Source organism: Streptomyces sp. NRRL F-5126, from assembly GCF_000721265.1.
In the GTDB taxonomy this organism is placed as follows: domain Bacteria; phylum Actinomycetota; class Actinomycetes; order Streptomycetales; family Streptomycetaceae; genus Streptomyces.
In genome coordinates this window covers 292,557-316,071 of the sequence record NZ_JOFZ01000008.1, presented here as the reverse complement: position 1 = coordinate 316,071, position 23,515 = coordinate 292,557, and the positions used below count along the sequence as shown (strand labels likewise).

General features: G+C 72.9%; 22 protein-coding genes and 2 tRNA genes. 11 read left to right on the top strand and 13 right to left on the bottom strand.

Annotated elements, in window-relative coordinates:
• Positions 1–72: 72 nt before the first annotated feature.
• Together IH48_RS0119475 and IH48_RS0119470 are read left to right on the top strand one after the other, a co-directional pair.
• A complete protein-coding gene (locus IH48_RS0119475) occupies positions 73–900 on the top strand; it encodes a YceI family protein (protein ID WP_030905873.1) in 828 nt (275 codons plus the stop codon).
• An 83-nt stretch (positions 901–983) separates the two neighbouring features.
• Positions 984–1,454: a PPOX class F420-dependent oxidoreductase gene (locus tag IH48_RS0119470; protein WP_030905870.1), complete on the top strand. Its 471-nt coding sequence runs from the start codon at positions 984–986 to the stop codon at positions 1,452–1,454.
• A gap of 11 nt (positions 1,455–1,465) precedes the next feature.
• Here IH48_RS0119470 and IH48_RS0119465 read toward each other — a convergent pair whose 3' ends face one another.
• The 4 genes from IH48_RS0119465 to IH48_RS0119450 all read right to left on the bottom strand — a co-directional run bounded on the left by IH48_RS0119465 (position 1,466) and on the right by IH48_RS0119450 (position 5,271).
• On the bottom strand, positions 1,466–2,305 hold the full coding sequence (locus tag IH48_RS0119465; protein ID WP_030905867.1) for a TetR/AcrR family transcriptional regulator: 840 nt from the start codon (positions 2,303–2,305) through the stop codon (positions 1,466–1,468).
• Positions 2,306–2,522: 217 nt separating this feature from the next.
• Positions 2,523–3,341: a response regulator transcription factor gene (locus IH48_RS0119460; RefSeq protein WP_030905863.1), complete on the bottom strand. Its 819-nt coding sequence runs from the start codon at positions 3,339–3,341 to the stop codon at positions 2,523–2,525.
• 70 nt (positions 3,342–3,411) lie between these two features.
• Positions 3,412–4,365, bottom strand: coding sequence for an amidohydrolase family protein (locus tag IH48_RS0119455; protein WP_051840151.1), 954 nt, complete (start codon positions 4,363–4,365; stop codon positions 3,412–3,414).
• Positions 4,366–4,413: 48 nt separating this feature from the next.
• On the bottom strand, positions 4,414–5,271 hold the full coding sequence (locus tag IH48_RS0119450; protein ID WP_234434315.1) for a DUF2797 domain-containing protein: 858 nt from the start codon (positions 5,269–5,271) through the stop codon (positions 4,414–4,416).
• Between the two features lie 271 nt (positions 5,272–5,542).
• On the opposite strand from IH48_RS0119450, the gene IH48_RS0119445 reads away from it, so the two are divergent.
• From IH48_RS0119445 to IH48_RS0119430, 4 genes are all read left to right on the top strand, one after another.
• On the top strand, positions 5,543–6,283 hold the full coding sequence (locus tag IH48_RS0119445) for a peptidase E (protein ID WP_030905840.1): 741 nt from the start codon (positions 5,543–5,545) through the stop codon (positions 6,281–6,283).
• Between the two features lie 71 nt (positions 6,284–6,354).
• Positions 6,355–7,296, top strand: a complete 942-nt coding sequence (sigJ, locus tag IH48_RS0119440) for an RNA polymerase sigma factor SigJ (RefSeq protein ID WP_030905837.1) — start codon at positions 6,355–6,357, stop codon at positions 7,294–7,296.
• Positions 7,297–7,383: 87 nt separating this feature from the next.
• Positions 7,384–8,595: an NAD(P)/FAD-dependent oxidoreductase gene (locus IH48_RS0119435; protein WP_030905834.1), complete on the top strand. Its 1,212-nt coding sequence runs from the start codon at positions 7,384–7,386 to the stop codon at positions 8,593–8,595.
• Between the two features lie 79 nt (positions 8,596–8,674).
• Positions 8,675–9,229, top strand: a complete 555-nt coding sequence (locus IH48_RS0119430) for a PH domain-containing protein (protein WP_158710326.1) — start codon at positions 8,675–8,677, stop codon at positions 9,227–9,229.
• Positions 9,230–9,503: 274 nt separating this feature from the next.
• Here IH48_RS0119430 and IH48_RS0119425 read toward each other — a convergent pair.
• A tRNA-Arg gene (locus IH48_RS0119425) sits at positions 9,504–9,576 on the bottom strand.
• Positions 9,577–9,717: 141 nt separating this feature from the next.
• Positions 9,718–10,536 carry an SDR family NAD(P)-dependent oxidoreductase gene (locus tag IH48_RS0119420; protein WP_030905829.1) on the bottom strand — a complete coding sequence of 273 codons (819 nt, stop codon included), beginning with the start codon at positions 10,534–10,536 and terminating at the stop codon, positions 9,718–9,720.
• 94 nt (positions 10,537–10,630) lie between these two features.
• Between IH48_RS0119420 and IH48_RS0119415 the strand changes: the two genes are divergently transcribed.
• Complete coding sequence (locus IH48_RS0119415; protein WP_030905826.1) at positions 10,631–11,050, top strand: MarR family winged helix-turn-helix transcriptional regulator; 420 nt, start codon at positions 10,631–10,633, stop codon at positions 11,048–11,050.
• 72 nt (positions 11,051–11,122) lie between these two features.
• Here IH48_RS0119415 and IH48_RS0119410 read toward each other — a convergent pair.
• Positions 11,123–11,213: transfer RNA gene (locus IH48_RS0119410), tRNA-Ser, on the bottom strand.
• A 195-nt stretch (positions 11,214–11,408) separates the two neighbouring features.
• Here IH48_RS0119410 and IH48_RS0119405 point away from each other — a divergent pair.
• Positions 11,409–11,882: an SSI family serine proteinase inhibitor gene (locus IH48_RS0119405; RefSeq protein WP_199809972.1), complete on the top strand. Its 474-nt coding sequence runs from the start codon at positions 11,409–11,411 to the stop codon at positions 11,880–11,882.
• A gap of 287 nt (positions 11,883–12,169) precedes the next feature.
• Entirely contained in the window at positions 12,170–16,057 is a 3,888-nt protein-coding gene (locus IH48_RS0119400; RefSeq protein WP_030905819.1) for a PAS domain-containing protein, read from the top strand.
• A gap of 37 nt (positions 16,058–16,094) precedes the next feature.
• Here IH48_RS0119400 and IH48_RS0119395 read toward each other — a convergent pair whose 3' ends face one another.
• The 4 genes from IH48_RS0119395 to IH48_RS0119380 all read right to left on the bottom strand — a co-directional run bounded on the left by IH48_RS0119395 (position 16,095) and on the right by IH48_RS0119380 (position 19,697).
• A complete protein-coding gene (locus IH48_RS0119395) occupies positions 16,095–16,520 on the bottom strand; it encodes a PPOX class F420-dependent oxidoreductase (protein WP_051840148.1) in 426 nt (141 codons plus the stop codon).
• 46 nt (positions 16,521–16,566) lie between these two features.
• The gene (locus IH48_RS0119390; protein ID WP_030905813.1) at positions 16,567–18,234 is read right to left on the bottom strand and encodes a long-chain fatty acid--CoA ligase; all 1,668 of its coding nucleotides are present in this window, start codon (positions 18,232–18,234) and stop codon (positions 16,567–16,569) included.
• Between the two features lie 238 nt (positions 18,235–18,472).
• A complete protein-coding gene (locus tag IH48_RS0119385) occupies positions 18,473–19,021 on the bottom strand; it encodes a SigE family RNA polymerase sigma factor (RefSeq protein WP_030905810.1) in 549 nt (182 codons plus the stop codon).
• Between the two features lie 364 nt (positions 19,022–19,385).
• Entirely contained in the window at positions 19,386–19,697 is a 312-nt protein-coding gene (locus tag IH48_RS0119380; protein WP_030905807.1) for a hypothetical protein, read from the bottom strand.
• Between the two features lie 378 nt (positions 19,698–20,075).
• Between IH48_RS0119380 and IH48_RS0119375 the strand changes: the two genes are divergently transcribed.
• The gene (locus IH48_RS0119375; protein WP_030905805.1) at positions 20,076–20,960 is read left to right on the top strand and encodes a bifunctional DNA primase/polymerase; all 885 of its coding nucleotides are present in this window, start codon (positions 20,076–20,078) and stop codon (positions 20,958–20,960) included.
• A gap of 224 nt (positions 20,961–21,184) precedes the next feature.
• On the opposite strand, the gene IH48_RS0119370 is transcribed toward IH48_RS0119375, so the two are convergent.
• Positions 21,185–22,210 (bottom strand): PRC and DUF2382 domain-containing protein, encoded by a 1,026-nt coding sequence (locus IH48_RS0119370; protein ID WP_030905802.1) that lies wholly within the window; start codon positions 22,208–22,210, stop codon positions 21,185–21,187.
• Positions 22,211–22,487: 277 nt separating this feature from the next.
• Between IH48_RS0119370 and IH48_RS0119365 the strand changes: the two genes are divergently transcribed.
• Positions 22,488–22,919 carry a protein-tyrosine phosphatase family protein gene (locus IH48_RS0119365; protein ID WP_030905799.1) on the top strand — a complete coding sequence of 144 codons (432 nt, stop codon included), beginning with the start codon at positions 22,488–22,490 and terminating at the stop codon, positions 22,917–22,919.
• Between the two features lie 119 nt (positions 22,920–23,038).
• Here the strand turns inward: IH48_RS0119365 and IH48_RS36310 are convergent, their stop codons facing one another.
• Positions 23,039–23,416 carry a hypothetical protein gene (locus IH48_RS36310; protein ID WP_158710325.1) on the bottom strand — a complete coding sequence of 126 codons (378 nt, stop codon included), beginning with the start codon at positions 23,414–23,416 and terminating at the stop codon, positions 23,039–23,041.
• Between the last annotated feature and the right edge of the window lie 99 nt (positions 23,417–23,515).

The window sequence follows — 23,515 nt, the reverse complement described above, 5'->3', positions numbered from 1 at the left end:
CAGGCGCGCGGCGGACGGGACACGTCCGCCGCGCCGCCCCGTCACACAGCAAGACCAAGGAGAGAACGCGGGATGGGACTTCGCGCACAGGTCAGGACGCGGGACGGCTGGGCCGTGCAGCACGCGGTCGTGACCCTCACGGACACCAACGGCAGCCAGGTGCTGCGCGCCGACGCGGACGCCGACGGCGTCGTCACCGCGCCCGACACGCTGGCCCCCGGGCCCTACACGGTGGTCGTGACCGCCATCGGCTACACGCCTTCGGCCGCAACTGCCCTGGTCACCGCCAGCGGCCGCGCGGACATCGGCACGGTCGTACTCGCCCGGCAGGGCGGCTTCGAGCTGCCCCCGCCCGGCTCGTGGTCCATCGACCCGGCGCACTCGACGGTGAGCGCCGTCGCCCAGCACCTCGGCCTCGCCAGCGTGCACGGCAGGTTCAACGAGTTCGGCGGCACGATCGAGATCGTCGAGGACGGCGGCGAGTACATCGGCTCGCACGTCGAGGCGACCATCGCGGCGGCGAGCATCGACACCGGCAACGGGCTGCGCGACAAGCACCTCAAGTCGCCGGACTTCCTGGACGTCGAGGCGTTCCCCGACATCACGTTCCGCAGCACGTCCCTCGTGCCGGCCGGGACCGACCGGTGGACCGTGCACGGCAAGCTCGCCCTGCACGGCGTGGAGCGCGACGTCGACCTCGCGCTCTCCTACCTGGGCAGCGGCTCCGACCCGTGGGGCGGCGTGCGCGCCGCCTTCAGCGCGACGACCGAGCTGCGCCGCGAGGACTACGCGATGAACTTCAACCAGGTCGTGCAGGCCGGCGTCGCGATGGTCGGCGCCGTGCTGAAGGTGGAGCTGCACATCGAGGCGGTCCAGGGCGAGCTGCCGCCGATGATGTGACGCGCCGCGTCCGCCGGGCATCGCGACGAGAGCCCGGCGGGCGGGTGGCAGCCCCCGGCGCGCACCCGCCGTAGGCTGCCGCCATGGCACCGAACATCGCAACGAACACCGTCGTCGACCGCGAGGCGCTGCTGGAGTTCGTCCGGCCGCGGCACCGGGCGATCCTGCTCACCACGCGCTCCGACGGCCGCCCCCAGGGCTCCCCGCTCACCTGCGGCGTCGACGACTCCGGCCGGATCGTCGTGTCGACCTACCCGGAGCGCGCCAAGACGAGGAACGCGAAGCGCGACACGCGCGTCAGCGTGATCGTCCTGTCCGACGAGTGGAACGGGCCGTGGGTGCAGGTCGACGGCGTCGCCGAGGTGCTCGACGTGCCGGAGTCCGTCGAGCCGCTCGTCGAGTACTTCCGCAACATCTCGGGCGAGCACCCCGACTGGGACGAGTACCGCGAGGCGATGGTCAAGCAGGGCAAGTCCATCATCCGCATCACGCCCGAGCGCTGGTCCCCGCTGGCCACCGGCGGCTTCCCGGCGCGCCTCGCCCCGGAGTCCTGAGCCCTGAACCCTCAGGGTGTGGCGGCGGCGCCCCGCACCCGCAGGGCCTCGATGCCCGCCACCAGCAGGTCGAGGGCGATCTCGAAGTCCCGCTCGCGCATCTCCTGGACGGTGGAGGCTCCGCGCGCCTCGACGGGCTCGCCCGTGGAGGCGAACGCCGCCCTGAGGCGGGGCTGTTCGTCCATCGTGCCCATGGCGAGCCGGTAGTACTCGTCCTGGCTGAGCCCGGCGTCCGCGCACCGCTGCACGTAGTGGCCCTCGATGGTGCCGAAGCCGTACACGAACTGGAAGACGGCCGAGATCGCGCCGCGCTGCACGCGCGGCGGCAGGCCCATGCGCCGGACGACGGATCGCACGGCGCTGGAGAAGAGCGTGGCACAGGGGCCGATGTTCAGGTACTTGCCGATGAGCGGCGACGCCCACGGGTGGTCGACGAACACGGAGCGGTAGCTGGCCGCGAGCGCGCGCAGCTGGTCAGGCCAGTCCTCGTCCGTCGCGCCGGCGACCTCGGGCACGCTCGCCTCGCCGAATACGTGGTCGAGGGAGAGTTCGAGCAGGTCGTCCTTGGTGTCCACGTACCAGTACAGCGACATCGCCGTGACTCCGAGCTCGGAGGCGAGCCGCCGCATGGAGAACCTCTCCGGGCCCTCAGCGTCCAGCAGGCGGACGGAGACCTCGGTGATGCGGTCACGGTCCAGGGCCGTGGAGTCGCCGGCCGCGGCCTGCGGCGCGCCCGCGGCGGGCGGTGACTGGTCCGGCCGCTCGTGGCGCCGCCCGCGGACCCTCGGCTTCCCCTCAAGCCACACGCTCGTCCGTGCGGGACGCTTCGCGCGGTGGGCTCCGGCGACCATGGGCCAGCCTCCTCGGTTCCATCCGGCCGGGCGGGTACCGGACCTTCGGCGGGTTGTACGGGCCGTGCGGCGGGTGCGCTGAGCGCCCGCGGGCGGACGGCGGCCCCGCGGGCCTCCTCCCGTACGCCTTCCCGTACCGGTCCCATGATCCACCCGGTTGAGGATGTTATGCCGTGGCTGGTGGTGATCCTTCCTGCCGGTAGCTGTGAACGGGCCATCAGCGCACTGTGCCCGGCTCCCCCGGCTTGATCAGGTAACCGGCTCCGCGCCGCGTGTGGATCATCGGCGGGCGGCCGACATCGATCTTGCGCCGCAGGTACGAGATGTAGAGCTCGACCACGTTGGCCTGCCCGCCGAAGTCGTACGACCACACCCGGTCGAGGATCTGCGCCTTGGACAGCACCCGGCGCGGATTGCGCATCAGGTAGCGCAGCAGCTCGAACTCCGTCGCCGTGAGGTGGATGGAGTCGCCGCCGCGCGTCACGTCGTGGCTGTCCTCGTCCAGCGTGAGGTCGCCGACGACCAGCATCGACTCGCTGCGCACGGTCGCCACCCCGGAGCGGCGGATCAGGCCGCGCAGCCGGCCCACCACGTCCTCCAGGCTGAACGGCTTGGTGACGTAGTCGTCGCCGCCCGCCGTGAGGCCCGCGATGCGCTCCTCGACGCCGTCCCTGGTGGTCAGGAAGAGCACCGGCACCTGCGGGAGCTCGGTCCGCAGCCGCCGCAGCACCGCCCTGGCGTCGGGCGCCTGGGCCACCGCGCCGCCCCCGCCGGGCTCGCCTGCGGCGCTTCCCCCCGCCGAGACGCCCACCGTGGACAGCGAGACGTCCCATATCACCGCGTCCGGCGCGAAGTCGCGCGCCGAGTCCATCGCGGCGGAGCCGTCGCCCGCGCTGAGCACCTCCCATCCCTCGTACCTGAGGGCCATGGACAGCAGCTCGGTGAGCGACGCCTCGTCGTCGACGACGAGTACGCGGACGGGGCTCCCGTCCGGCTTCAGCATTTCGGTGCGCCCGCGGGGCGAGGTGATCGTCATGCTCCTCACCCTGGGCAGAGCCTCTGAGAGCCGTCTTGCGCCTTTCTGTGAATTGCCTGAGAAATTCCTCTCAGGAACCGGTGAGACCCGCGTCCTCACCCTGCGCGACACCCGGCGCACCGGCTGCCTCGTCAACGCCGAACAGCGCCGCCGCGTTCCCGTAGCAGACCGCTCGCAGCCAGTGCCCGCCGAGCCCGAGCCGTTCGAGCGCCTCAAGCTGGTGCACGTACGGATACGGGATGTTGGGGAAGTCCGTGCCGAGCAGCACCCGGTCCCCGAGGCCGGCGAGGCGCGCGAGCGCGTCCCCGCCGCCCGGGAAGGGGGCGAGTTCGGCGGTGAAGTCGGTGAACGCCATGGTCGTGTCCAGCCGCATCTCCGTGTACTTCTCCGCGAGCGCCAGGAAGTCCGTGTACTCGGGCATGCCGAGGTGCGCGACGACCAGCCGCAGGCGTGGATGGCGCGCCATCAGCTCCCGCACCGGCCCCGGCCCCGTGAACTTCCCCGGCACGGGCCCCGAGCCGCAGTGCGTGACCACGGGCACGCCGGCCTCCGCGAGCAGCCCCCACACCCGATCGAGGAGCGGGTCGTTCGGGTCGTACCCGCCGACCTGGACGTGCGCCTTGAAGACCCGCGCCCCGCCCGACACGGCCTCCCGCACGTACCCCTCGGCGCCGGGCTCGGGGAAGAACGTGGCCGTCCGCAGGCAGTCGGGCGTACGGGCGGCGAAGCCGGCGGCCCAGCCGTTGAGCCACTCGGCCATGCCCGGCTTGTGCGGGTAGATCATCGATGTGAACGCGCGCACGCCGAACCCCCGCAGCAGCGCGACGCGTTCGTCCTCCTCCTGCCGATAGGTGATCGGCCACACGCGCCCCACGAGCGGACCCGCGCTGTCGAAGTACGCCCACACCTTGCGCAGCACGCGGTCCGGCATGAAGTGCGTGTGCACGTCGATCAGGCCTGGCAGCCCGGCACGCTCACGGAACGCCCGCACGGCGGCCCGCTCGTCCACCCCTTGATCGCTCATGGCCCCACTCTCGGCGCACACCCCGAAAGTGTCCACAAGGCCCTGGCCTCAGAACAGTCCGTCCTGCACGTCGCCACGCACCTGCCGTACCGGCAGGTCGAGCCACGACCCGCGCCCCTCGCGTCCCTCACTTCCCCCGCGCCCCGACTGCTGCCCCGTATGCCCCAGCCGCCACCCCTTCATCAGCCGGGTGTCCACCACGACGACGCCCTCACCCTCGACGTCCACGTGCAGGTCGGGGCCGGCCGCCGCGACCAGGCGTCCCGCGATGGACCCGCCCGCCACCAGCTCCGTCACCACCGCTGCCGGCGGCAGGCCGCCGCCACCGCCCGCACCCGTACCCGCCCCGTCTTCGAGGCCGAACACGGCCGCGTGGTCGACGGGGGCGAACGGAGCCCGCTCCAGCGACTCCGGCCAGCCCGGCAGCGCCACCGCGCGGGCGTGCAGCTCCGCCAGCGCGGCGGCGCGCTCGGGCCGCGGCGGCAGCCCGGCACGCGCCGCGCGCTTGGCCGCGTACGGGATACGGTCCGGCACCCCGAGCGCGGCACGCAGCAGCTCCTCCGTGCGGCGCGCCGCCATCAGCGGGCCGCGGCCGAGCCAGCTGAAGGCGATGGCGCCCTGCTCGAGCAGCCGGGCGGAGCCGCGCGCCTCCGCGGTGATGCCGACTTTCCGCATCCCCGGACCGAACCACGCCAGATAGACGCGGTAGGGACGCGGATCGTCGGCCATCGTGTCGGCGGCGACGGAGCGCATACGGTCGAGGCGCGCACACTCGGGACACTGGGCCCCCGTGCTCCGGGCCGGCACCTCGGCCGCGAGGGGGCAGCGCCCGCGTCCCGCGCCGGTGCACCGGCGCGTACCGACGGCGTGAAACCCCAGCTCGCGTCCGTACGCCAGGGCGCTCACGCGCCCCGCTGCTCCGCCGGGCCCACCACCGGGCCCGGCGCCGCTATGCCTCCCGCCATACGCACCCCCGTTCTCCCCCACCTCTTCGTGGGACTCCCGAGTTCCGTGGAACTCCCAGGCTCCGTGGAACTCCCAGACCAGTCCGGGCCCGGCAGGGCAGCCGTCGACGCCACCACTCCACCGCAGTCCGGCACACCGCCATGTGTCCGACACCTCTCCGAGCGTAGGGGCCACCACTGACAATCAGCCGTGCTCGCTAAGCTCGCCCGTCATGACAGCCCCGCAGCCCACCGTCCTCGCCACCTCCGGCGGCCTGCGCCAGGGCCGCCGGACGGCGGTCGCCTTCGGCGCCCTGGTGCACCACGCCGTCGAACTCTCCGGCGCGCACGGCCGCAGGCCCCGTGTCATGTACGTCGGGACGGCGATCGGCGACGCGGAGGCCTTCACGGCCAGGGCCGCCGAGGCCGCCCGCGTGGCCGGCTTCGACATGACGCCGCTCCAGCTCTTCCCCATGCCCAACATGGACGACATCGAGGGCGCGGTCATGGAGCAGGACGTCGTCTGGGTGATGGGCGGCTCGGTCGCCAACCTGCTGGCCGTCTGGCGGGTCCACGGCCTCGACGGGATCCTGCGCCGCGCATGGCGGGCCGGCGTCGTGCTCAGCGGCGTGAGCGCGGGCTCGATCTGCTGGTACGAGGGCGGCACGACGGACTCGTACGGTCCCGAGCTGCGCCCCGTGACGAACGGCCTCGGCCTCCTCCCGTACGGCAACGGCGTGCACTACGACAGCGACCCAGGACGGCGCCGCCTGGTGCACGAGCTGGTGGCGGCCGGCACTCTCCCGGAGACGCACTGCACCGGCGACGGGGTGGGGCTCGTCTACCACGGGACGGAGCTGACCGGGGCCGTCGCCGAAGTCCCCGACGCCCTGGCGTACCGGGTCACGCGCGAGGGCGACGAGGCGGTGGAGACGCCTCTCGCCCCACGCCTCCTCCGTTCACCGCGCTCCTGACGGAGGCCAGGAGCCGTCAGGCCACCGGAACCCGGGCGCCCTCGCGCGCCGCGAGCGCTAGTATCCGGGCCATGGCGCTGACCAGGAACCATGCGGACCGGTTCGAGGCCTCCATGCCCCGCCTGCAGGCCATCGCCTACCGCCTACTCGGCTCGGCGAGCGACGCCGAGGACGCCGTGCAGGACACGTTCCTGCGCTGGCAGGCCGCCGACGTCGACCGCATCGAGGTCCCCGAGGCCTGGCTGACGAAGGTCCTCACCAACCTGTGCCTCAACCAGCTCACCTCGGCCCGCGCCCGGCGCGAGACCTATGTGGGCCAGTGGCTGCCCGAGCCGCTGCTCGCCGGCGACCCGATGCTCGGCCCCGCCGACACCGCCGAGCAGCGCGAATCCGTCTCGTACGCGGTCCTCACCCTCATGGAGCGCCTGTCCCCCAACGAGCGTGTGGTGTACGTGCTGCGGGAGGCGTTCGCCTACCCGCACCGGCAGATCGCCGAGATCCTCGACATCACCGAGGCCGCCAGCCAGCAGATCTTCCATCGGGCCGGGAAGCACGTCTCGGACGGCAAGACGCGCACCGAGGTCGACGAGGCCGCCGCGCGGCGGATCGTCGAGGAGTTCCTCGCGGCCGCCACCAGCGGAAGGACCGAGCCGCTCGTACGGCTGCTCACCGACGACGCGGTCGCGATCGGCGACGGCGGCGGGAAGGTGCCGGCCCGCGCCAAGGCGTTCGAGGGCGCCATCGCGGTCGCGAAGTACCTGCGCGGCCTGTTCAAGCCGGGCAAGGCCCAGCTCGCCCTCGCGGGCGGTGCCTACGAGGTCTACGCGACGACCGCCAACGGTGTGCCGGCCGTCGTGGCGCTCGTAGAGGGCCGGATCATCGCCGTCATGTGCCTTGAGGTCACCGGCGAGGGCATCGCCGCGTGCCGTGCCCAGGTCAACCCGGACAAGCTGGAACGCGCGACCCGGCGGTGGGCGGCCGCCGACCACGGGGAGCCCCTGTTCCGTACCTGACGTGACACGCATCACACGACCTTCCTGTCAGGAAACGGCGCGCTGCCCGGTTCAAGGGGCGAATCCGCGCGAGACAGGAGCCAGGACATGCAGCACCGCATCATCGTCATCGGAGCCGGATACGCCGGAGCCACCGCCGCCGGGCGCCTCGCCAAGCGGCTGCACGGCGAGGACGTCGCCATCACCCTCGTCAACGCCGCGCCCGACTTCGTCGAGCGGGTGCGGATGCACCAGATCGCGGTCGGCCAGGACCTGCGGCCGCGGCCGCTGCGGGAGATGTTCGCGGGCAGCGGCGTCGAGTTGAGGGTCGCGAACGTCACCGGCGTCGACGTCGCCCGCCGCGCCGTCACCGTCAACGGTGCCGGCGCGGCGGGCGCCGGCACCGAGGAACTGCCGTACGACACCCTCGTCTACGCCCTCGGCAGCGGCTGGAACACCCAGGGAGTCCCCGGCACCGCCGAGCACGCGCACGAGATCGCGAGCCGCCCCGGCGCGCTCCGGCTGCGCGAGCGCCTGGCGGCCCTGGACGCCGGCGGGACCGTGGTCGTCGTCGGCGCCGGCCTCACCGGCGTCGAGGCCGCGACCGAGATCGCCGAGACCCGCACGGACCTCGACGTCGCTCTCGTCGCCAGGGGCGAACTCGGCGACTGGCTCTCCCCCAAGGGCCGCGCGCATCTGCGGAAGGTCTGCGGCAAGCTGGGCATCGCCGTGCACGAGCACACGGCGGTCACCGACGTGGCGGCCGACCGGGTCACCACGGCCGACGGCGCATCCCTCCCGTCCGCCGTCACCGTGTGGGCCACCGGCTTCGCGGTCCACCCGATCGCCGAGGCCACCGCCCTGGAGACCACCGGCACGGGCCAGATCGTGGTCGACGCGACCATGCGCTCGGCCTCCCACCCCGACGTGTACGCCGTCGGCGACGCGGCCATGGCGATGGGCCCCGGCGACAAGCCGCTGCGCATGTCGTGCGCGTCCGGCGTCCCCATGGCCTGGCAGGCGGCGGACGCCATCGCGGCACGGCTCACCGGCCGCAAGCTCCCGAGCACGGCCCCGCGCTACTACAACCAGTGCATCTCGCTGGGCCGCAAGGAAGGCATCATCCAGTACGTCACGGCCGACGACCGAGCCGTCAAGGCGGCCCTGACCGGGCGGCCTGCCGCCTTCTACAAGGAGGTGGTCTGCAAGGGCGCGGCCTGGGGCGTCGCCAACCCGACGCTCGGCATCCCGGCCCGCCGGCACCGCGTCGAGCAGCCGCAGCCGGCCCCGGCGGAGACACCCGCGGAGGCCTCCGCCTGACGGGCCGCGCCAACGTGACGAGATCGCGCGCGAACCCGCGACCTACCGGCCGGAAACGACCGGTGACATGATCACACAGGTGGACAGTCATGCTGAGTTGTCGTTGCGGTGGCAGGGGAGATCCGCACGCTGGTGGACAGCGTTCGCCGCGCTGGCCGCGGTCGCGGCGGGGGTCGCGGCAGGCCTCGGCGCTCCGGACGCCCAGACGTTCGAGATCATTTCCCTGATCGTGGGCGCGTCAGTGGTCGGTGGCGCGGTCGGACTGTTCAGGCGGCGGGTGGAGGCGGGCCCGGACGGATTGCGGTACCGCGCGGTGGCACGGTGGCGGCGCCTTGCATGGGCGGACATCGCCCGCTTCGAGGACCTGCAAATGAATGATGTCGGATGGCGGACCCGTAGTACGGAACTGCGCGTCGAGGCCAAGTTGCGCGACGGCTCCAGCGTCTCGCTGCCGGTGCCGTGGATGGGCCCCGCCGAAAGAAGCGTTTTCGACAAGCAGTTGTTCCAGCTGCGCTCGCTGCACCGCCGCTACGCGCCCCACCCGCGCGTCGCGCCTCCCCGCTCGGGAGACCGGCGCGCGGACGCGCGCGGAAAGGCCGGGCCTCCGCAACGCGGCGACCATCACGACGCGTGACGCTCACAAGCCCGTCTGACGAGTGCCACTCGCCCCGTCTGGGAGGCGTTGCTGCCACATGCAGCGGGAACAACTGGAACAGCTGCTGGCTGCCGATGACCGAGAGGCGTCAAGGGCTGCGCTGTCGGCTCTAAACGCCGGTGCCTCTCATGTTGTCTGGGACGGCGTTCGGCGGACGCCAACCGAATCATGACGCCTTCAAGGATGGGTGGGACCGTCTCCGTACGGGCAACGAAAAGGACCCCGATACGAATCTCGGGGCCCTTGACCTATGTGCACTCGGAGGGATTCGAACCCCCAACCTTCTGATCCGTAGTCAGATGCTCTATCCGTTAAGCTACGAGTGCTCGCCCGGCGGGATCTTGTGTCCCTCCTGCGGTGCGAGGACAACTTTACATGACCTGCGGCTCCAGGTGAAATCCGTTACTGCCACCCGGGTGACCTGCGGAAACAGTGCCTCTTCAGCGGCCGGGAGCCCCCGCGCCGCCCTACGCGACGTCGACCGTCTCGTGCAGGCGCAGCCGGCGGTTGAGGCTACCCGCCACCCGCGCCGTCACGGTGCGCGGCAGCAGGCGTCCGGGCCAGGTCAGGGCGCGGTTGACGGGGCGCCCCGGGTAGGAGACCGGGCGTCGCCTGGCGTAGTCGTCCAGCGTGCGGGCCGCCACGGTGGCCGGCTTGTCTGCGGCCCGGGGGTGGATCGTGGCAGTGGTGCCGTCGAAGAAGCCCGTGGCGATCGCGCCGGGGTGCGCGGCCATGACGTGGACGCCGGTGCCGCGCAGCTCCTCGGCGAGCGCCTCGGTGAAGGAGAGCACGAAGGCCTTGGTCGCCGCATAGCTGGCCTGGTAGGGCATGGGCTGGAAGGCCGCCGTGGACGACACGTTGATGATGCCGCCCGAGCCGCGGGCGACCATGTCCGCGCCGATCGCGTGGGTCAGCGCGAGCAAGCCGCTGACGTTGAGCCCGACGGAGCGCAGCTGCGGCTCGATGGGGCGGGCGAGGAAGGGGCCCGCGCTGCCCGCGCCGGCGTTGTTGATCAGCAGGTCGACGGCCGGGCCGCGGTCGCGCAGCTCCCGCAGGATCCGCTGAGGGCCTTCCGGGGTGGACAGGTCGCCGGTGATCACCTCGGCCTCCTGACCGCCGTGCCGTTCCCGTATCTGGGCCGCGAGCTCCCGCAGGTCGCCGTCCGAGCGGGCCAGGAGGATCACCCGCGCTCCCCGGCGCGCGAGCTCCAGCGCGTACGCACGTCCCAGCCCTTTGGACGCGCCCGTGACGAGCGCGGTCAGGCCGCGATAGCCGTCGTTCTTCACCCGATCCTCCTCCAGTGCTTCGAGTCTCGAAGTACATTCGATGTCGACGCTAGCACGATCCTTCGAGACTCGAAGGATAGGTAGGATGGGACACATGTCCACGCCCGAGCTCACCGCGGTGGTTGCCGCCATCCACGACATCTGGATGCGGACCAACGACCTCCTCGGGCAGGCACTGACCGCGCACAACCTGACGCCGGCGACGTTCCAGGCGCTGTGGGTGCTCGACCCGGCCGAGCCGCCCCCCTCGATGAAGGTGATGGCCGAGCGCCTGTACTGCAACGCGCCGAATCTGTCCTTCATCACCAACCAGCTCACCGACCGCGGTCTGGTGGAGCGCGCCGTGGACCCGGCCGACCGCCGCTCCCGCGTACTGCTCCTGACCGGCAAGGGCCGCCGTGTGCGCGACGAGCTGGTGCGGACGGCGCTGGAGAAGACCCCTCTCGCGGGGCTCAGCGACGACGAACTGCGGCAGCTCAAGCCCTTGCTGGAGCGTGCCGTCGCGTCCGGTTGATTTCGCCGAAGAGGTCCTGAACGCGACTCAGGGAGCCCAGCCCACGACGGGCCGAACTCCCTGATCAAGGTGCGGAGGCGGAGGGATTTGAACCCTCGATGGGCTTTAAGACCCAAACCGCATTAGCAGTGCGGCGCCATAGACCGGACTAGGCGACGCCTCCAGCGCCCACGCATGCGAGGGCGGCTTGTGAAGATGATGGCACACCCAGGGGCGCGCTCACCAATCGCTCCACACCGTACCGGGCGGGCCGTCGGCATGGCAAAGCGCTTGCCAAGCGCAACGTCGCGGGCGCTGCTGCGTTGGTAGGGGTGAGTGTCCGGGATCCCGCCCTGCTGGAGTTGCCTTGCTGCCTCGCGTGCGTCGCCTCGCATCCCTCGTTCCCTGCGTCCCCTCTGTCCGCTCTGTCCGCGTCACCCCCGTCGCCTCCCTCGTGCCGCTGGCGCTCGCGGGCCTCGTCGCCCTCGCGCCCGGCGCGTCCGCCGCCACGCCCGGCGCCGAGCCCGCCACCGCGCTCACCGTCACCGTGTCCGACCCGTCGGGCTCCGTGCCGTCGGCGACGTACGAACTGCGGTGCGCACCCGCCGGCGGCACGCACCCGCGCGCGGCCGAGGCGTGCGACCGGCTCGGCGTACTCGACCGCGACGGCGCCGACCCCTTCGCCCCCGTGCCCGCAGGCCGGATGTGCACGCAGATCTACGGCGGGCCCGCCACCGCGCACATCACCGGCACCTGGCGCGGCCGCGCCGTCGACGCCGCCTTCGACCGGCGCAACGGGTGCGAGACCGCCCGCTGGCACGCGCTCGTGCCCGTGCTGCCGTCCCTCGGCTGACGGGCGAACGCGGGGCGAACGCCTCGCGGACGACGCGTCGGCGAGCGCCCCTGGATCCCACCGGCGCACGCGGGCGCGAGCAGGCGTGGAGGCGGCGTGCGCACGCCATGACGATCCTGTCGCGCCGCTCCGGCACGGCCCGCACGCCGTCCGCACATCCTCGATCCCCCGTCGCCCGGACATCCCAAGACCGTAGACTCCCTCCCGTGACAGGCCGGGCCCCGGCAGGCAAGATGGGCCTCGCGGCAGGTCCGCAAAGCGCAGTGGGTCAGGGAGGAACGTTCGTCGTGAGCAGCAGGCCATCCCGAGGCGCTGCTCGCCTCGCAGCCATACTCGACGCCCTGCCCGACGGCCTCGTCCTCGTCAACGCGAACGGCACCGTCGTCAACGCCAACGCCATCGCGCTGGAGATGTTCGAGGCGCCCGGCACCGCGCTCGTCGGCCGCGGCCTGCTCGACCTGCTGCCGGAGTTCGACTCGAAGCTCATCCCCGGCTCGATGCGCCGCCCCGAGTCCACCGACGCACGCGGCCGTACGAAGCCGACACGCATGGCCGCACGCCGCACGGACGGCGCCGAGTTCCCCGTCGAGGTGACGAGCGCGGGCCTGGAGGACGGGCGCGACGCGTACCGCGAGCCGCACGGCGGCTACACCGGCGACGAGTTGCTGATGCTCGTCGTCAGGGACCTCGCCGGGACCGTCGACACCGAGGCGGAACTGGCCCGTTCCCAGCGGCAGACGGAGATGATCCTGCGGGCGGCGTCCGAGGGCGTCGTCGGCACGGACACCGACGGGCGCGTCGTCCTCGTCAACCCGGCGGCCGCGCAGATCCTCGGCTTCCGCGCCACCGACCTCGGCGGCCGCGAACTGCACACACTCATCCTGCACTCGCGGCCCAACGGCGACCCGTTCCCCTACGACGAGTCGCCGCTCGCCGACACGCTCCGCTCCGGCCGCAAGCACCGGGTGCGCGGGCAGGTGCTGTGGGCAAAGAACGGCTCGGCCGTACCCGTCGACCTGACGACCGCGCCCGTGCGCGACGGCGACCAGCTCGTCGGCGCCGTGATGACCTTCACCGACCGGCGCGCCCACGAGGAGCTGGTCAAGAGCCACGCCGACGAGCTCAAGGCGGCCAGGGACGAGGCGGCCGCCGAGCTGCGGAGCGAGACCGGGCGGCTGACCGCGGAACTCGACGCGACGGAGCGGCGGCTGACCGGCGAGCGCACGGAGGTCGAGGAGCGGCTCACGGAGCGGCTGCGCGAGACCGAGGAGGCCGCGGCGGCCGAACTGGCCGACCGCAGCGACCGGTACGCGGCGGAGATCGAGGAGCTGTCCGAGCGCGTCGCGTTCGTCTCGGCGCGCCACGCACAGCTGACCGCCGTGCTCGGCGAGGCGCTGCGCGGGCCGCTCGACGAGCTGCGCGGCGAACTGTCCGCGCTGGCCGCGGACCCGGCCGGGCAGCTGTGGCCCGAGGCCAACCAGATCCTCCACCACCTCGCCGCCGGATACGCGCGCATGACGACGCTCGTCGACAACGTGCTCGGCTACCAGCGCCTCGACGCGGGCACGGAGCGGCTGACCAAGGTGAAGGTCATGCTCGACGGGGTCGTCGCGGCGGGCGTCGACGGCGCGGTCGAGCTGATCGGCCCCGGCCGGGCGCAGTTCGCGGTGCACGCCCCGGCCATCGAGGCCGAGGTCGACCCCGGCCGCCTCGCGACGGCGCTGGCGCACCTGATCGCGGACGTCGCGGGCGTGGACGCCACGGGCCGCACGCGCCAGCAGGTGCCGGCGCAGGCAGGCGGGTACGTCGACTCGACGATCGTGGTGGCCGCGGCGCAGCGCGACAGCGTCGTACGGATCGAGGTGCGCGGGCCCTTCGCGGGCGGCGACCCGGTGCACGAGCCGCTCGTCGCCGGCATCGTGCGGGCGCACGGCGGAGTGCTGCAGACGCACCAGGTGCCGGGGACGAACGGTCGCGCCTTCGTCCTCGAACTGCCGCTCGGCGAGGGCGGCGGCACGGTGCAGGCGCAGCAGGCCACGCCGTACCAGGAGGCGACGGGCGCCCCCGGCACGACCGCGGGCGGCAGCAACGGCGGACGCGGGCGGCGGCGCGCGCGGCGCGCGTCCACCGACGCGTTCCTCGCGTCCGCGGCCGACGAGGCGCCCGCGGAGCAGCCGACGGGACGGCGCAGGGCGCGCCCGGCGGCCGACGACGGCACGCAGGCCGGTGGCGGTGACGCCGGGACGGGTGAAGTCGGGACGGGTACGACCGGCGCCGGCGCGGGTGGTGCCACCGCGGGCGGCCAGGGCTCGGGAACCGGGCGCCGTCGCGGCAGGCCGAGCAGCACCGAGAGCGGCGCCGTCGTCCCGTCGCGCGGCGCCACGGGCAACAGGCGCGGGACGGCCGTCCCGCCGCAGGGCGTGCCCGCACGCCACCACGCCGCACAGGCAGCGGCGGGCGCGCAGAACGCCCTGCCCGCGCTGCCCGCGGGGCCGATCGCCCCTCAGCCGGCGCCCGCGGACGCCCCGGCGCTCGCGCCCGTGCCGGCCGGCGCGCAGGGCGTGCCCGCGCACGGCGCACACGGCGCACACGGGAGCTCCGCGCAGGATGACTTCGCGCACGGCTACGGCCAGCAGGCGTACGGCGTGACGCCGCAAGCGGCTCAGACGGCTCAGACGGCTCAAGCGGCGGACGCCGTGCAACAGCAGCAGCCGACGGGACGCCGTGCGCGCCGCGCGCTCGGCCAGGCCCAGGAGCATCCCGCCGAACCCGCCACCGCTCCCCCCGCCGAGAACGGACGCCCGACGTTCGCGCTGCCCCCGGCCGCCGCGGACCAGGTCCACGCCGACGACTCCCTGCCCGGCCGACACGACGCCGCCCGCACCGCGCCCGACGAGGACCACACGCCGCCCCAGCCGCACCCGCTCCCGGGTGCCGGACGGCAGGACCCCGGGCAGCAGGGGCCCGCGGGCGCGCACCGGCCGCGGCCCGTCGCGCAGCCGCTGCCGGACGAGACACCGCCCGCCGGGACCGCCACCGGGCGCGACACCCAGGGCCGGGCGTTCAGCGTGCGCACGCTCGGGCAGGGCGTGCCGTTCGCCCGCCCGGCGCAGCCGCACGGCGGCCAGGGCACGGGTCCTGCCCCCGCGAACCGCAGGCGCAAGCTGGGCAACCGCACGGAGCAGGCCTCAAGCCCCGGCGCCGGCACCGGGTCGCACCCGCACTCCCAGCCCCACTCCCAGCAGCGGCCCCAGCCGCCCGCCACCCCGGCCACCCCCGATCCGTCCCAGGGCCGTCCCGCCGCGCAGGCGCACACGCAGAACCCGGCAGGCCGTTCGTACGCCATCGGCGCGCCGGACGACGGCGCCGAGGGCCCGGAGCCGCTGGACGGCCCCGGCGGCGCGGTCGAGGTGGCCAACCGTCCCCAGCCGATCCCCGTCGACGACGAGTTGCCGCCCGAGCCGCTGGACAACCCGCGCCGCCTGCTGGTCTGGCCCGCTCCCGACGTCTCCACGCAGCAGGCGCTGAGCGACCGGGGCTACCGGCCCGTCGTCGTGCACTCGCGCGAAGAGGTCGACGCGCAGATCGCCGCGTTCCCCGCCGCCCTGTTCGTCGACCCGCTGACCGGGCCGATCACCCGCACCGCGCTCCAGTCGCTGCGCCAGGCCGCCGTGGCGGCCGAGGTCCCCGTCCTGGTGACGGCGGGGCTCGGCCAGGCCAACCGCGAGGCCGCGTACGGCGCCGACCCGGCCGTGCTGCTCAAGGCGCTCGCCCCGCGCGACAGCGAGCAGCACCCGCCGCGCGTGCTGCTCATCGAGGAGCACGAGGAGATCGCGCTCGCGCTGACGGACACGCTGGAACGGCGCGGCATGCAGGTTGCCCGCGCGGTGGAGGACGGCCAGGCCGTGGCGCTCGCCGGCCAGATGCGGCCGAACCTCGTGGTCATGGACCTCATGCGGGTACGGCGCAGGCGCGCCGGGATCATCGACTGGCTGCGCGCGAACGGCCAGTTGAACCGCACGCCCCTCGTCGTCTACACGTCGGTCGGCATCGACGCGGCGGAGCTGCCGCGGCTGGCGTCGGGCGAGACGGTCCTGTTCCTGGCCGAAAGGTCCACGAGCGACGAAGTCCAGGCGCGCATCGTCGACCTCCTGGCGAAGATCGGCACGAACTGACCCACGCGGCGCGCCCGGCCGTCAACGCATCCGGCCGTCAACGCCCGTCCGGCACCCACCCGTACGCGTAAGTCAACGGCAGCCGGACCAGCAGCCGCCGCTCGTCCACCATCGCCGCACGGAACTCGGCCCAGTCGGGGTGTTCGCCGCGCAGCGCCCGGTACTGCGCGACGAGGGCGTCGGCCGACGCGTCGTCCGGTGCGAGGGCGACGGCGCCGAGTTCCGCGACGCCCTCGCCGACCGCGTACGCGCCGAAGTCGGGACTCGTCACGTAGAAGCTCGCGCGCGGGTCGCGCCGCAGGTTGCGGGTCTTGGCCCGGTCGTCCGTCACCGAGATCAGCAGCGAGCGCGCCCCCGGGTCCCACAGGTAGGAGACGTTCGACAGCTGCGGCCCGCCGTCGCGCTTGCGCGTGACGAGGGCGCCGGTGGGCGTCGTACCGAACAGGCTCCAGGGATCGTTCACGTATCTCTCCTCGAACGGGTGGCGGCCAAGACGGCTGGAACGGCTCCTACAGCTGCGTCACGTCCAGCTCGCCGTTGGCGTACTGGCGCCTGATCACCTTCTTGTCGAACTTGCCGACGCTCGTCTTCGGCACCGACTCCACGAGCGCCCACCGCTCCGGCAGCTGCCACCGCGCGACGCGCTCCGCCAGGAAGTCCTTCAACTCCGTGTACAGCTCGGGGCAGTCGGCCGACACACCCTCCTTGAGGACGACCGTCGCCAGCGGGCGCTCCCCCCACCTGCCGTCCGGGACGGCCACCACCGCGGCCTCCGCCACCGACGGGTGCCCCATCAGCACGTTCTCCAGCTCGACGCTGGAGATCCACTCGCCGCCCGACTTGATGACGTCCTTCGCGCGGTCCGTCAGCGTCAGGTACCCGTCCGGGCTGATCACCCCGACGTCCCCGGTGCGCAGCCAGCCGTCCGGGCTGAACTTGTCCTCGGGCGTCAGCTCCTGGCCGTCGCCGCCGCCGTAGTAGGCGCGGGCCACCCAGGGGCCGCGCACCTCGAGCTCGCCCGCCGACTCGTTGTCCCAGGGCAGGAACTCGCCGCTCGGGCCCGCGAGCCGCGCCTCGATCCCGACGGGGAAGCGGCCCTGGGTCACCCGGTAGGGCCACTCCTCCTCCGGGGTGAGCCCGGCCGGCGGGAACGACGTGGTGCCGAGCGGCGACGTCTCCGTCATGCCCCAGGCGTGCAGGAGCCGGACACCGAGCTTGTCGTACGCGGCCATCAGCGACGGCGGGCAGGCGGAGCCTCCGATGGTGACGCGGGCCATCGACGTCAGGTCCCTGGGGTGCTCGGTCACCTCGGCGAGCAGGCCCTGCCAGATGGTGGGCACAGCAGCGGCGTAGGTGGGACGTTCCTGCTCGATCATGTCGGCGAGCGGCGCGGGCTGCAGGAAGCGGTCGGGCATCAGCATGTTCGCGCCGACCATGAAGGCCGCGTGCGGCACGCCCCACGCGTTCACGTGGAACTGCGGCACGACGATCAGCGCCAGGTCCCGCTCGGTGAGGCCGAGCGCCGCCGTGGTGTTCGCCTGCAGGGAGTGCAGGTAGACGGAGCGGTGCGAGAAGACGACGCCCTTGGGGTCGCCCGTCGTGCCGGACGTGTAGCACATGGCGGCGGCCGTGCGCTCGTCCAGATCCGGCCAGTCGAACGCGTCGAAGTCCGGTGAGTGCCGGGCGAGCAGCTCGTCGTAGTCGTGCACCTGCGCGTCCGCGTCGGCCAGCACCGAGCGGTCGCCGGGGCCGCTGACGATGACGTGCTCGACGGTCGGCAGGTGCGGGAGGGCCGGCGCGAGCAGGGGCAGCAGCGACCCGTTGATGATGATCACGCGGTCTTCTGCGTGGTTCGCGATGTAGATCAACTGCTCGGCCGGCAGCCGCAGGTTGAGGGTGTGGAGGATGGCACCCATGGCCGGGATGGCGAGGTACGCCTCCACGTGCTCGGCGTTGTTCCACATGAGGGTTGCGACACGCTCGTCGTCCGTCACGCCCAGGTCCTCGCGCAGCGCCGAGGCCAGCTGGACGGCGCGCCCGCCGACCTCGGCGAAGGACCGCCGCCGCGGCTCGCCGTCCCCGGTCCAGGTGACGATCCGGGAACTGGCGTGGATCGTCATGCCGTGCCTGAGGATGCGGGTCACGGTCAGCGGTACGTCCTGCATCGTGCTCAGCACGGCGTCCTCCCGAGGGGGTGGTTCCACGGCGCCGGGTGGCGGCTGCGGGGGATGCTCGGATTCTGCTCGGACACCGGCGGAAAAGTCACTACCCAAGAGTAGGCGTATGGGTGTTTGGCCCGCGGAAACCGGGCTCACGCGGCGCGCGGGGCAGGGCGCAGAGGTGGACAGTGACGCACGGGCGAGGGCGCGTCACGCTGCGTGCGGATCCACGCGGGCGTGGCTCCCTCTGGGGGTGTCAGCGTACGGGCGCGAGTTCCGGGTCCTCGCGGAGCTTGCCCAGGGCGCGCGAGACCGCGCTCTTGACGGTGCCGACGGAGACCCCCAGCACCTCGGCGGTCCGTGCCTCGCTCAGGTCCTCGTAGTACCGCAGGACGACCATCGCGCGCTGCCGGGCCGGCAGCCGGCTGATCGCGCGCCACATCGCGTCGTGCAGCACCTGGCGATCGGCCAGGTCGACGTCGTGGACGGCACCCGGCTCCGGCACCTCGTCGCACGCGAACTCGTCCACCTTGCGTTTGCGCCACTGCGACGTCCTGGTGTTGACGAGTGCCCGCCGCACGTAGCCGTCGAGGGCGCGATGGTCCTCGATGCGGTCCCAGGCGACGTACGTCTTGGTGAGCGCGGTCTGGAGCAGGTCCTCCGCGTCCAGGGGGTTGGCGGTGAGGGATCGGGCGGTGCGCAGGAGGACGGGCCCCCGCGCCCGCATGTACGAGGAGAAGGACGCGTAGGGCGCGTGGCCGTGGCTCGTGGCCCTGGAAGCGCTCGTACGGACAGGCGTGGTCATGTGCTCCACGCTATGAGCGGCGGCCTCCGCGGGGATCGGCCCCAGGTCGCGAAGCGCCCTCCCCCTCAGGGTGTAGGGCCCGGGCGGGCCCCACCTCCTACGGGTGGAGGGCGGTACGCGGGCGTCATCAGGGTCGCCCCTGAGCGGTGACGGGGGACGACACGAAGCCGCGACGGCCTGCGCGTGGTGCTCCCGCACCTGCCGGAGGCTCTCGCACTCCGCCGCGCAGACCGCCGCGTCTCACCGCTCGGTCATGCCCCGATCAGCCCGATCAGCCCGATCGGTCTCATCGGTCTGATCGATCTGATCGGTCTGTCTCACCAGTCCGATCGGTTCCCCTGTTCCCCCTGCCGGACCTGGCCGGTCACCACAGGTGGTGGAAGGCCACCGTGACGTTCTCGTTGTGCTGGTCGATGGCGGTGAACGCCGAGCCGATGACGTTGGCGGTGTTGTTCTGGTTGGACGCGCCGGCACCCGTCGCCACCTGCTGGGTGGTGGTCGAGTTGCCGTAGTTGTTGTGCCCCACGCCGCTGCCGGACAGCGTCGCGACCGTCGCGTTCGATCCGTGGCCGGCGATACTGCCGTTGTCAGCCGAGGCGACCCCCGTGAACAGCGCAGCAGCGAGAGGGAGTGCGGCAACAGCGGCGATGACGCGCGCGGTGCGGATGCTTGCCATTTCGATTTCCTCCAGAGACACGATGTGCTGCTTGAAGTGCTGCTTTTCCCGAGGCAGTTGGCCGGCCGCCTCGGAAGTTGATCCCGACGTCGCGAGATCAGAATTGCCCACCGAATCCCTGGCGAACCAGCCCGGACGGGGGGATTCCCTCGCAAGCGTGAGGACTTGTCGATAAACCCCCATCACGACTCGGCGGGCCCGCTCCCGAGGCGCGCGACCGGCCCGGGACCCCGCCGCGCACGGGGTGAACCGTTCCGGCAGATTTCCGGCGATCCACCCGCACATCGGCGTGCCGTCGACCGCGAACCGACGACTTAAACGAACAGACAATCGAATATCTCTTCCGCCGCTTCGAACGTTCGTGCGAACATAGGAGACATGGCCACCACCGTCAGGCACACCGCCGCCCTGGCTCTCGCGCACGCGCTGTCCGCCGCCGAGCGCGGGCTCCCCGTCTTCCCCCTGTCCCCCACCAAGCTCCCCGCGCTGCGCTCGCCCCACCGAGGCCAGCCGGAACCGGTCCTGTGCCGCGGCGAGTGCGGCCTGCCCGGCCACGGCGTGTACGACGCGACCACCGACACCGAGGCCGTACGTGCCCTGTTCGCCGCGGCGCCGTGGGCGACCGGGTACGGGATCGCGTGCGGGCGCCCCCCGTACAACCTGATCGGCATCGACCTCGACATCAGCGGCTACGAGCCGGCGGAGGGCACCACGCCCGACTCCGTGGCCGCACTCCAGCAGCTCGCGTTCGAGCACCTCTTCACGCTGCCGGAGACCGTCACGGTGCTCACCCCGAGCGGCGGCCGCCACATCTGGCTGAGCGGGCCGCCCAACGTGGTCGTGCCGAACTCCGCCGGCCGCCTCGCGCCCGGCATCGACGTACGGGGCGCGGGCGGCTACCTCGTCGGCCCCGGCTCGGTCACCGCGCGCGGCGCGTACCGCCTCGCCGGCGGGACGGCGGACCTGCGGCCCGCGGCCTGCCCGCGCGCGCTGCTGCGTCTCCTGACGCCACCGGCGCGCCACGGGCACCCGCGGCCGGGCCGCCCGTCACGGCAGGGCGAGGGCCTGGTGCACTTCGTACTCGCGGCACACGAGGGGCAGCGCAACACGCGCCTGTTCTGGGCCGCGTGCCGCGCGTACGAGCACGGTTTCGGCGACGCGCTCGCGGAGACGCTGGTCGAGGCGGCGCTGCACACCGGGCTCACCGAGCAGGAGGCGCGGGCGACGATCGCCTCGGCGTCACGGCTGACGCGGGGGCGGTGAGCACACGCGGCGGCGCGCGGCCGGGGGGCGGCGCGCCGCCACGGGCCCCATGACGACCGTGCACTCTCCGCCCTCTCCGCTCTCTCGTGGCAGCGGCGTGGGCCGCGACGTCCAACACGTCGCGGCCCACGCCGTTCCACTGACCGTACGCACAGTCGGGTCGGCCGGGCGGCTGCCCGGCGGGCCGCCTCCCGGTCGACCCGACTCGATCGCGTCAGGACCGGTCAGGACCGGGGCATCCCGCCGCGGCCACCGCGATCCTGGCCGGACACGTGCCCCTTCGTCCCGTCCGGAGCCTCCGTCTCGGCCTCGATGCGCTCCTTGCGCACGGTGCCGCTGACGGTCTGCTGCTCGACCTTCTCCTCGGTGGTCAGCCGGACGCGCTCCACGGGCTCGGTGTGCATCTCGACCACCGGGCGCTCCTCGTGCAGCGTGACCTCGTGGTCGGCCTCGGAGATGTCGGCGCCCCGCATGGCGGCGTCGCGGTTCTCCGCGGTGATCGGCTCGCGTACGACACGCACTTCCTCGTGGCGCACGGGGATGGTCTGCTGCTCCTCCTCGGTGACCACGTACTTGTGCAGCCTGGCCCTGGCGGACTCGTGGCGCTCGGTGCCGACCGTCATGTGCTCCTCGGAGCGTGTCATGGCGATGTCCTCGGCTCGCTCGTCGGCACGCGCGGTGCTGGTGGGGCCGCGGCTCGCCGTGTCCCTGCCCATGGCCTCCTTGTCCAGGTCGAGCGCCGAGGCGTCGCCGGGGGCCATGGCCGCGGTGCCCGCGCTGCCCGCTTCCGCGGCGGAGTCACGCCGGTTCGCCGTCCCTGCCGCACCGGCCGCGCCCACGGCACCGGCACCGCCCATGGCGGCCATGCCGCCCTTGGCGTCCGGGCCGCCACCGGTCTTGGCGTGCTTGCCGCCCTGCCGGTCGTCGAGGCCGCCATCGAGGCCGTAGTACTTGTACAGGCGGTGCTCTTCCTGCTCGGAGAGGTGCCCGCCGGCGTCGATGTCGACGTTGGGCGCGTCCTTGATCTGGTCCTTCCCGTAGGGGACTTCCAGGTGGTCCTGGACGAGACTGGCGTCGTGCGTGGGGATGAAGGACTCGCTCGAGCCGAACATCCCGGTCTTCACGGTGACCCACTCGGGATTCCCCGTGGCGTCGTCGTAGAAGACGTGCTTCGCGCTGCCGATCTTGTTCCCGCCGGAATCGTAGACGGGGTGGTCCAGGACCGCGGGGATCTGTGCCTGTGTGATCATCGCGATTCCTCCTTGGTTCGCGGTTCGAGCACCGGGTATCCACTCACAGCCTCAAAACCACACAAACCGGGATTAATCGCAAGAATTCTGATCACGCCCACATCACCGCAGGTCGAAGCCGCGCGCCTCGCGCGCCGCTCACCCCGCTCGCGTCCGGCGACCCGACCGGCCGCTGACGACTCGTCGAAACCGGTGCACTTTCGGTCACGTCACGCACACGTCGGGTAGCGCCACCCGACGGCCTCTGCCGCGCATGAACCCCCGATAGGCTGCCCGCATGGGCGAGAAGTGGGACTCGACGGACGGGATCCTGCGGTTGCCCTCGGGCGCGCTGGTACGCGGCCGGGGTTTGCGCCACCCGTTGCCCGCGGGACCGGCACCGTCCTTCGCGGTCTACCTGCTCGGTAAGCGGCCTCCCCGCACGGAATGGGAAGCCCGCTGGCTGCGGTGGCCCGACTTCCGCCTCCCCAAGGACCGCCGGGAAGCCCGGGAGGTATTGGCGGAGGCGCTGACCCGGGCACGGAACGCACGCGTCGAGGTCGCGTGCGGCGGCGGGCGGGGACGGACGGGAACAGCCCTGGCATGCATGGCTGTCCTCGACGGGGTCCCGCCGGACGAAGCCGTGGCGTACGTCCGCCGGCGCTACCACCACCGCGCGGTGGAAACGCCCTGGCAGCGACGCTTCGTACTGCGCTTCGGGGACGCGTAGCGCGTGCCTGGCCTGCCACGCGTGCCCGTTGACCGGGAGGCGGCTCGCGGGACCTTGCCTCGCCCCACGCCCGCACCCTGACTCTCCCACATTGGCCCGACGCAGCTCGATAGCCGTTCTCAGCAGCGCTCACCGGTCATGACGACACCGAAGACGACGGCCTGACCGTTCGCCTGGCCGCCCTTGGACGGCTCCTGCGCGCAGACCTTCCAGTCGGCCTCGTCGGTGACGTCACGGTGCCGCCCGCTGACGTCGACGAAGCTGACGGGATGTGCCTCCGTGTCGATCTGCGCGCGGACACCTGCGGCGTTCCCGCCGATGAAGGTGCTCCCATCGAACGGCATATCAATGCGCACGCCCGCCGATGTGTCGGTGGGCTGGGCAGAGGCTGTCTGCTGTCCAGCGCCGTGGTCGGGCTCGCTCGGCCGGGATGAAGCGGTGCAGGCACTCACACCTGCGAGCAGCAGGACGACGAGAACCGGCTTCCATCTGCGCATGAGCATGTTTCCCCCGAGGCCGAGTGCGACGGCCGCGCGTCGCGCACGAGACAGTAAACACGGGAAAGTTACGCCCCCGAGGGCCAGGGCGCGCCTGCG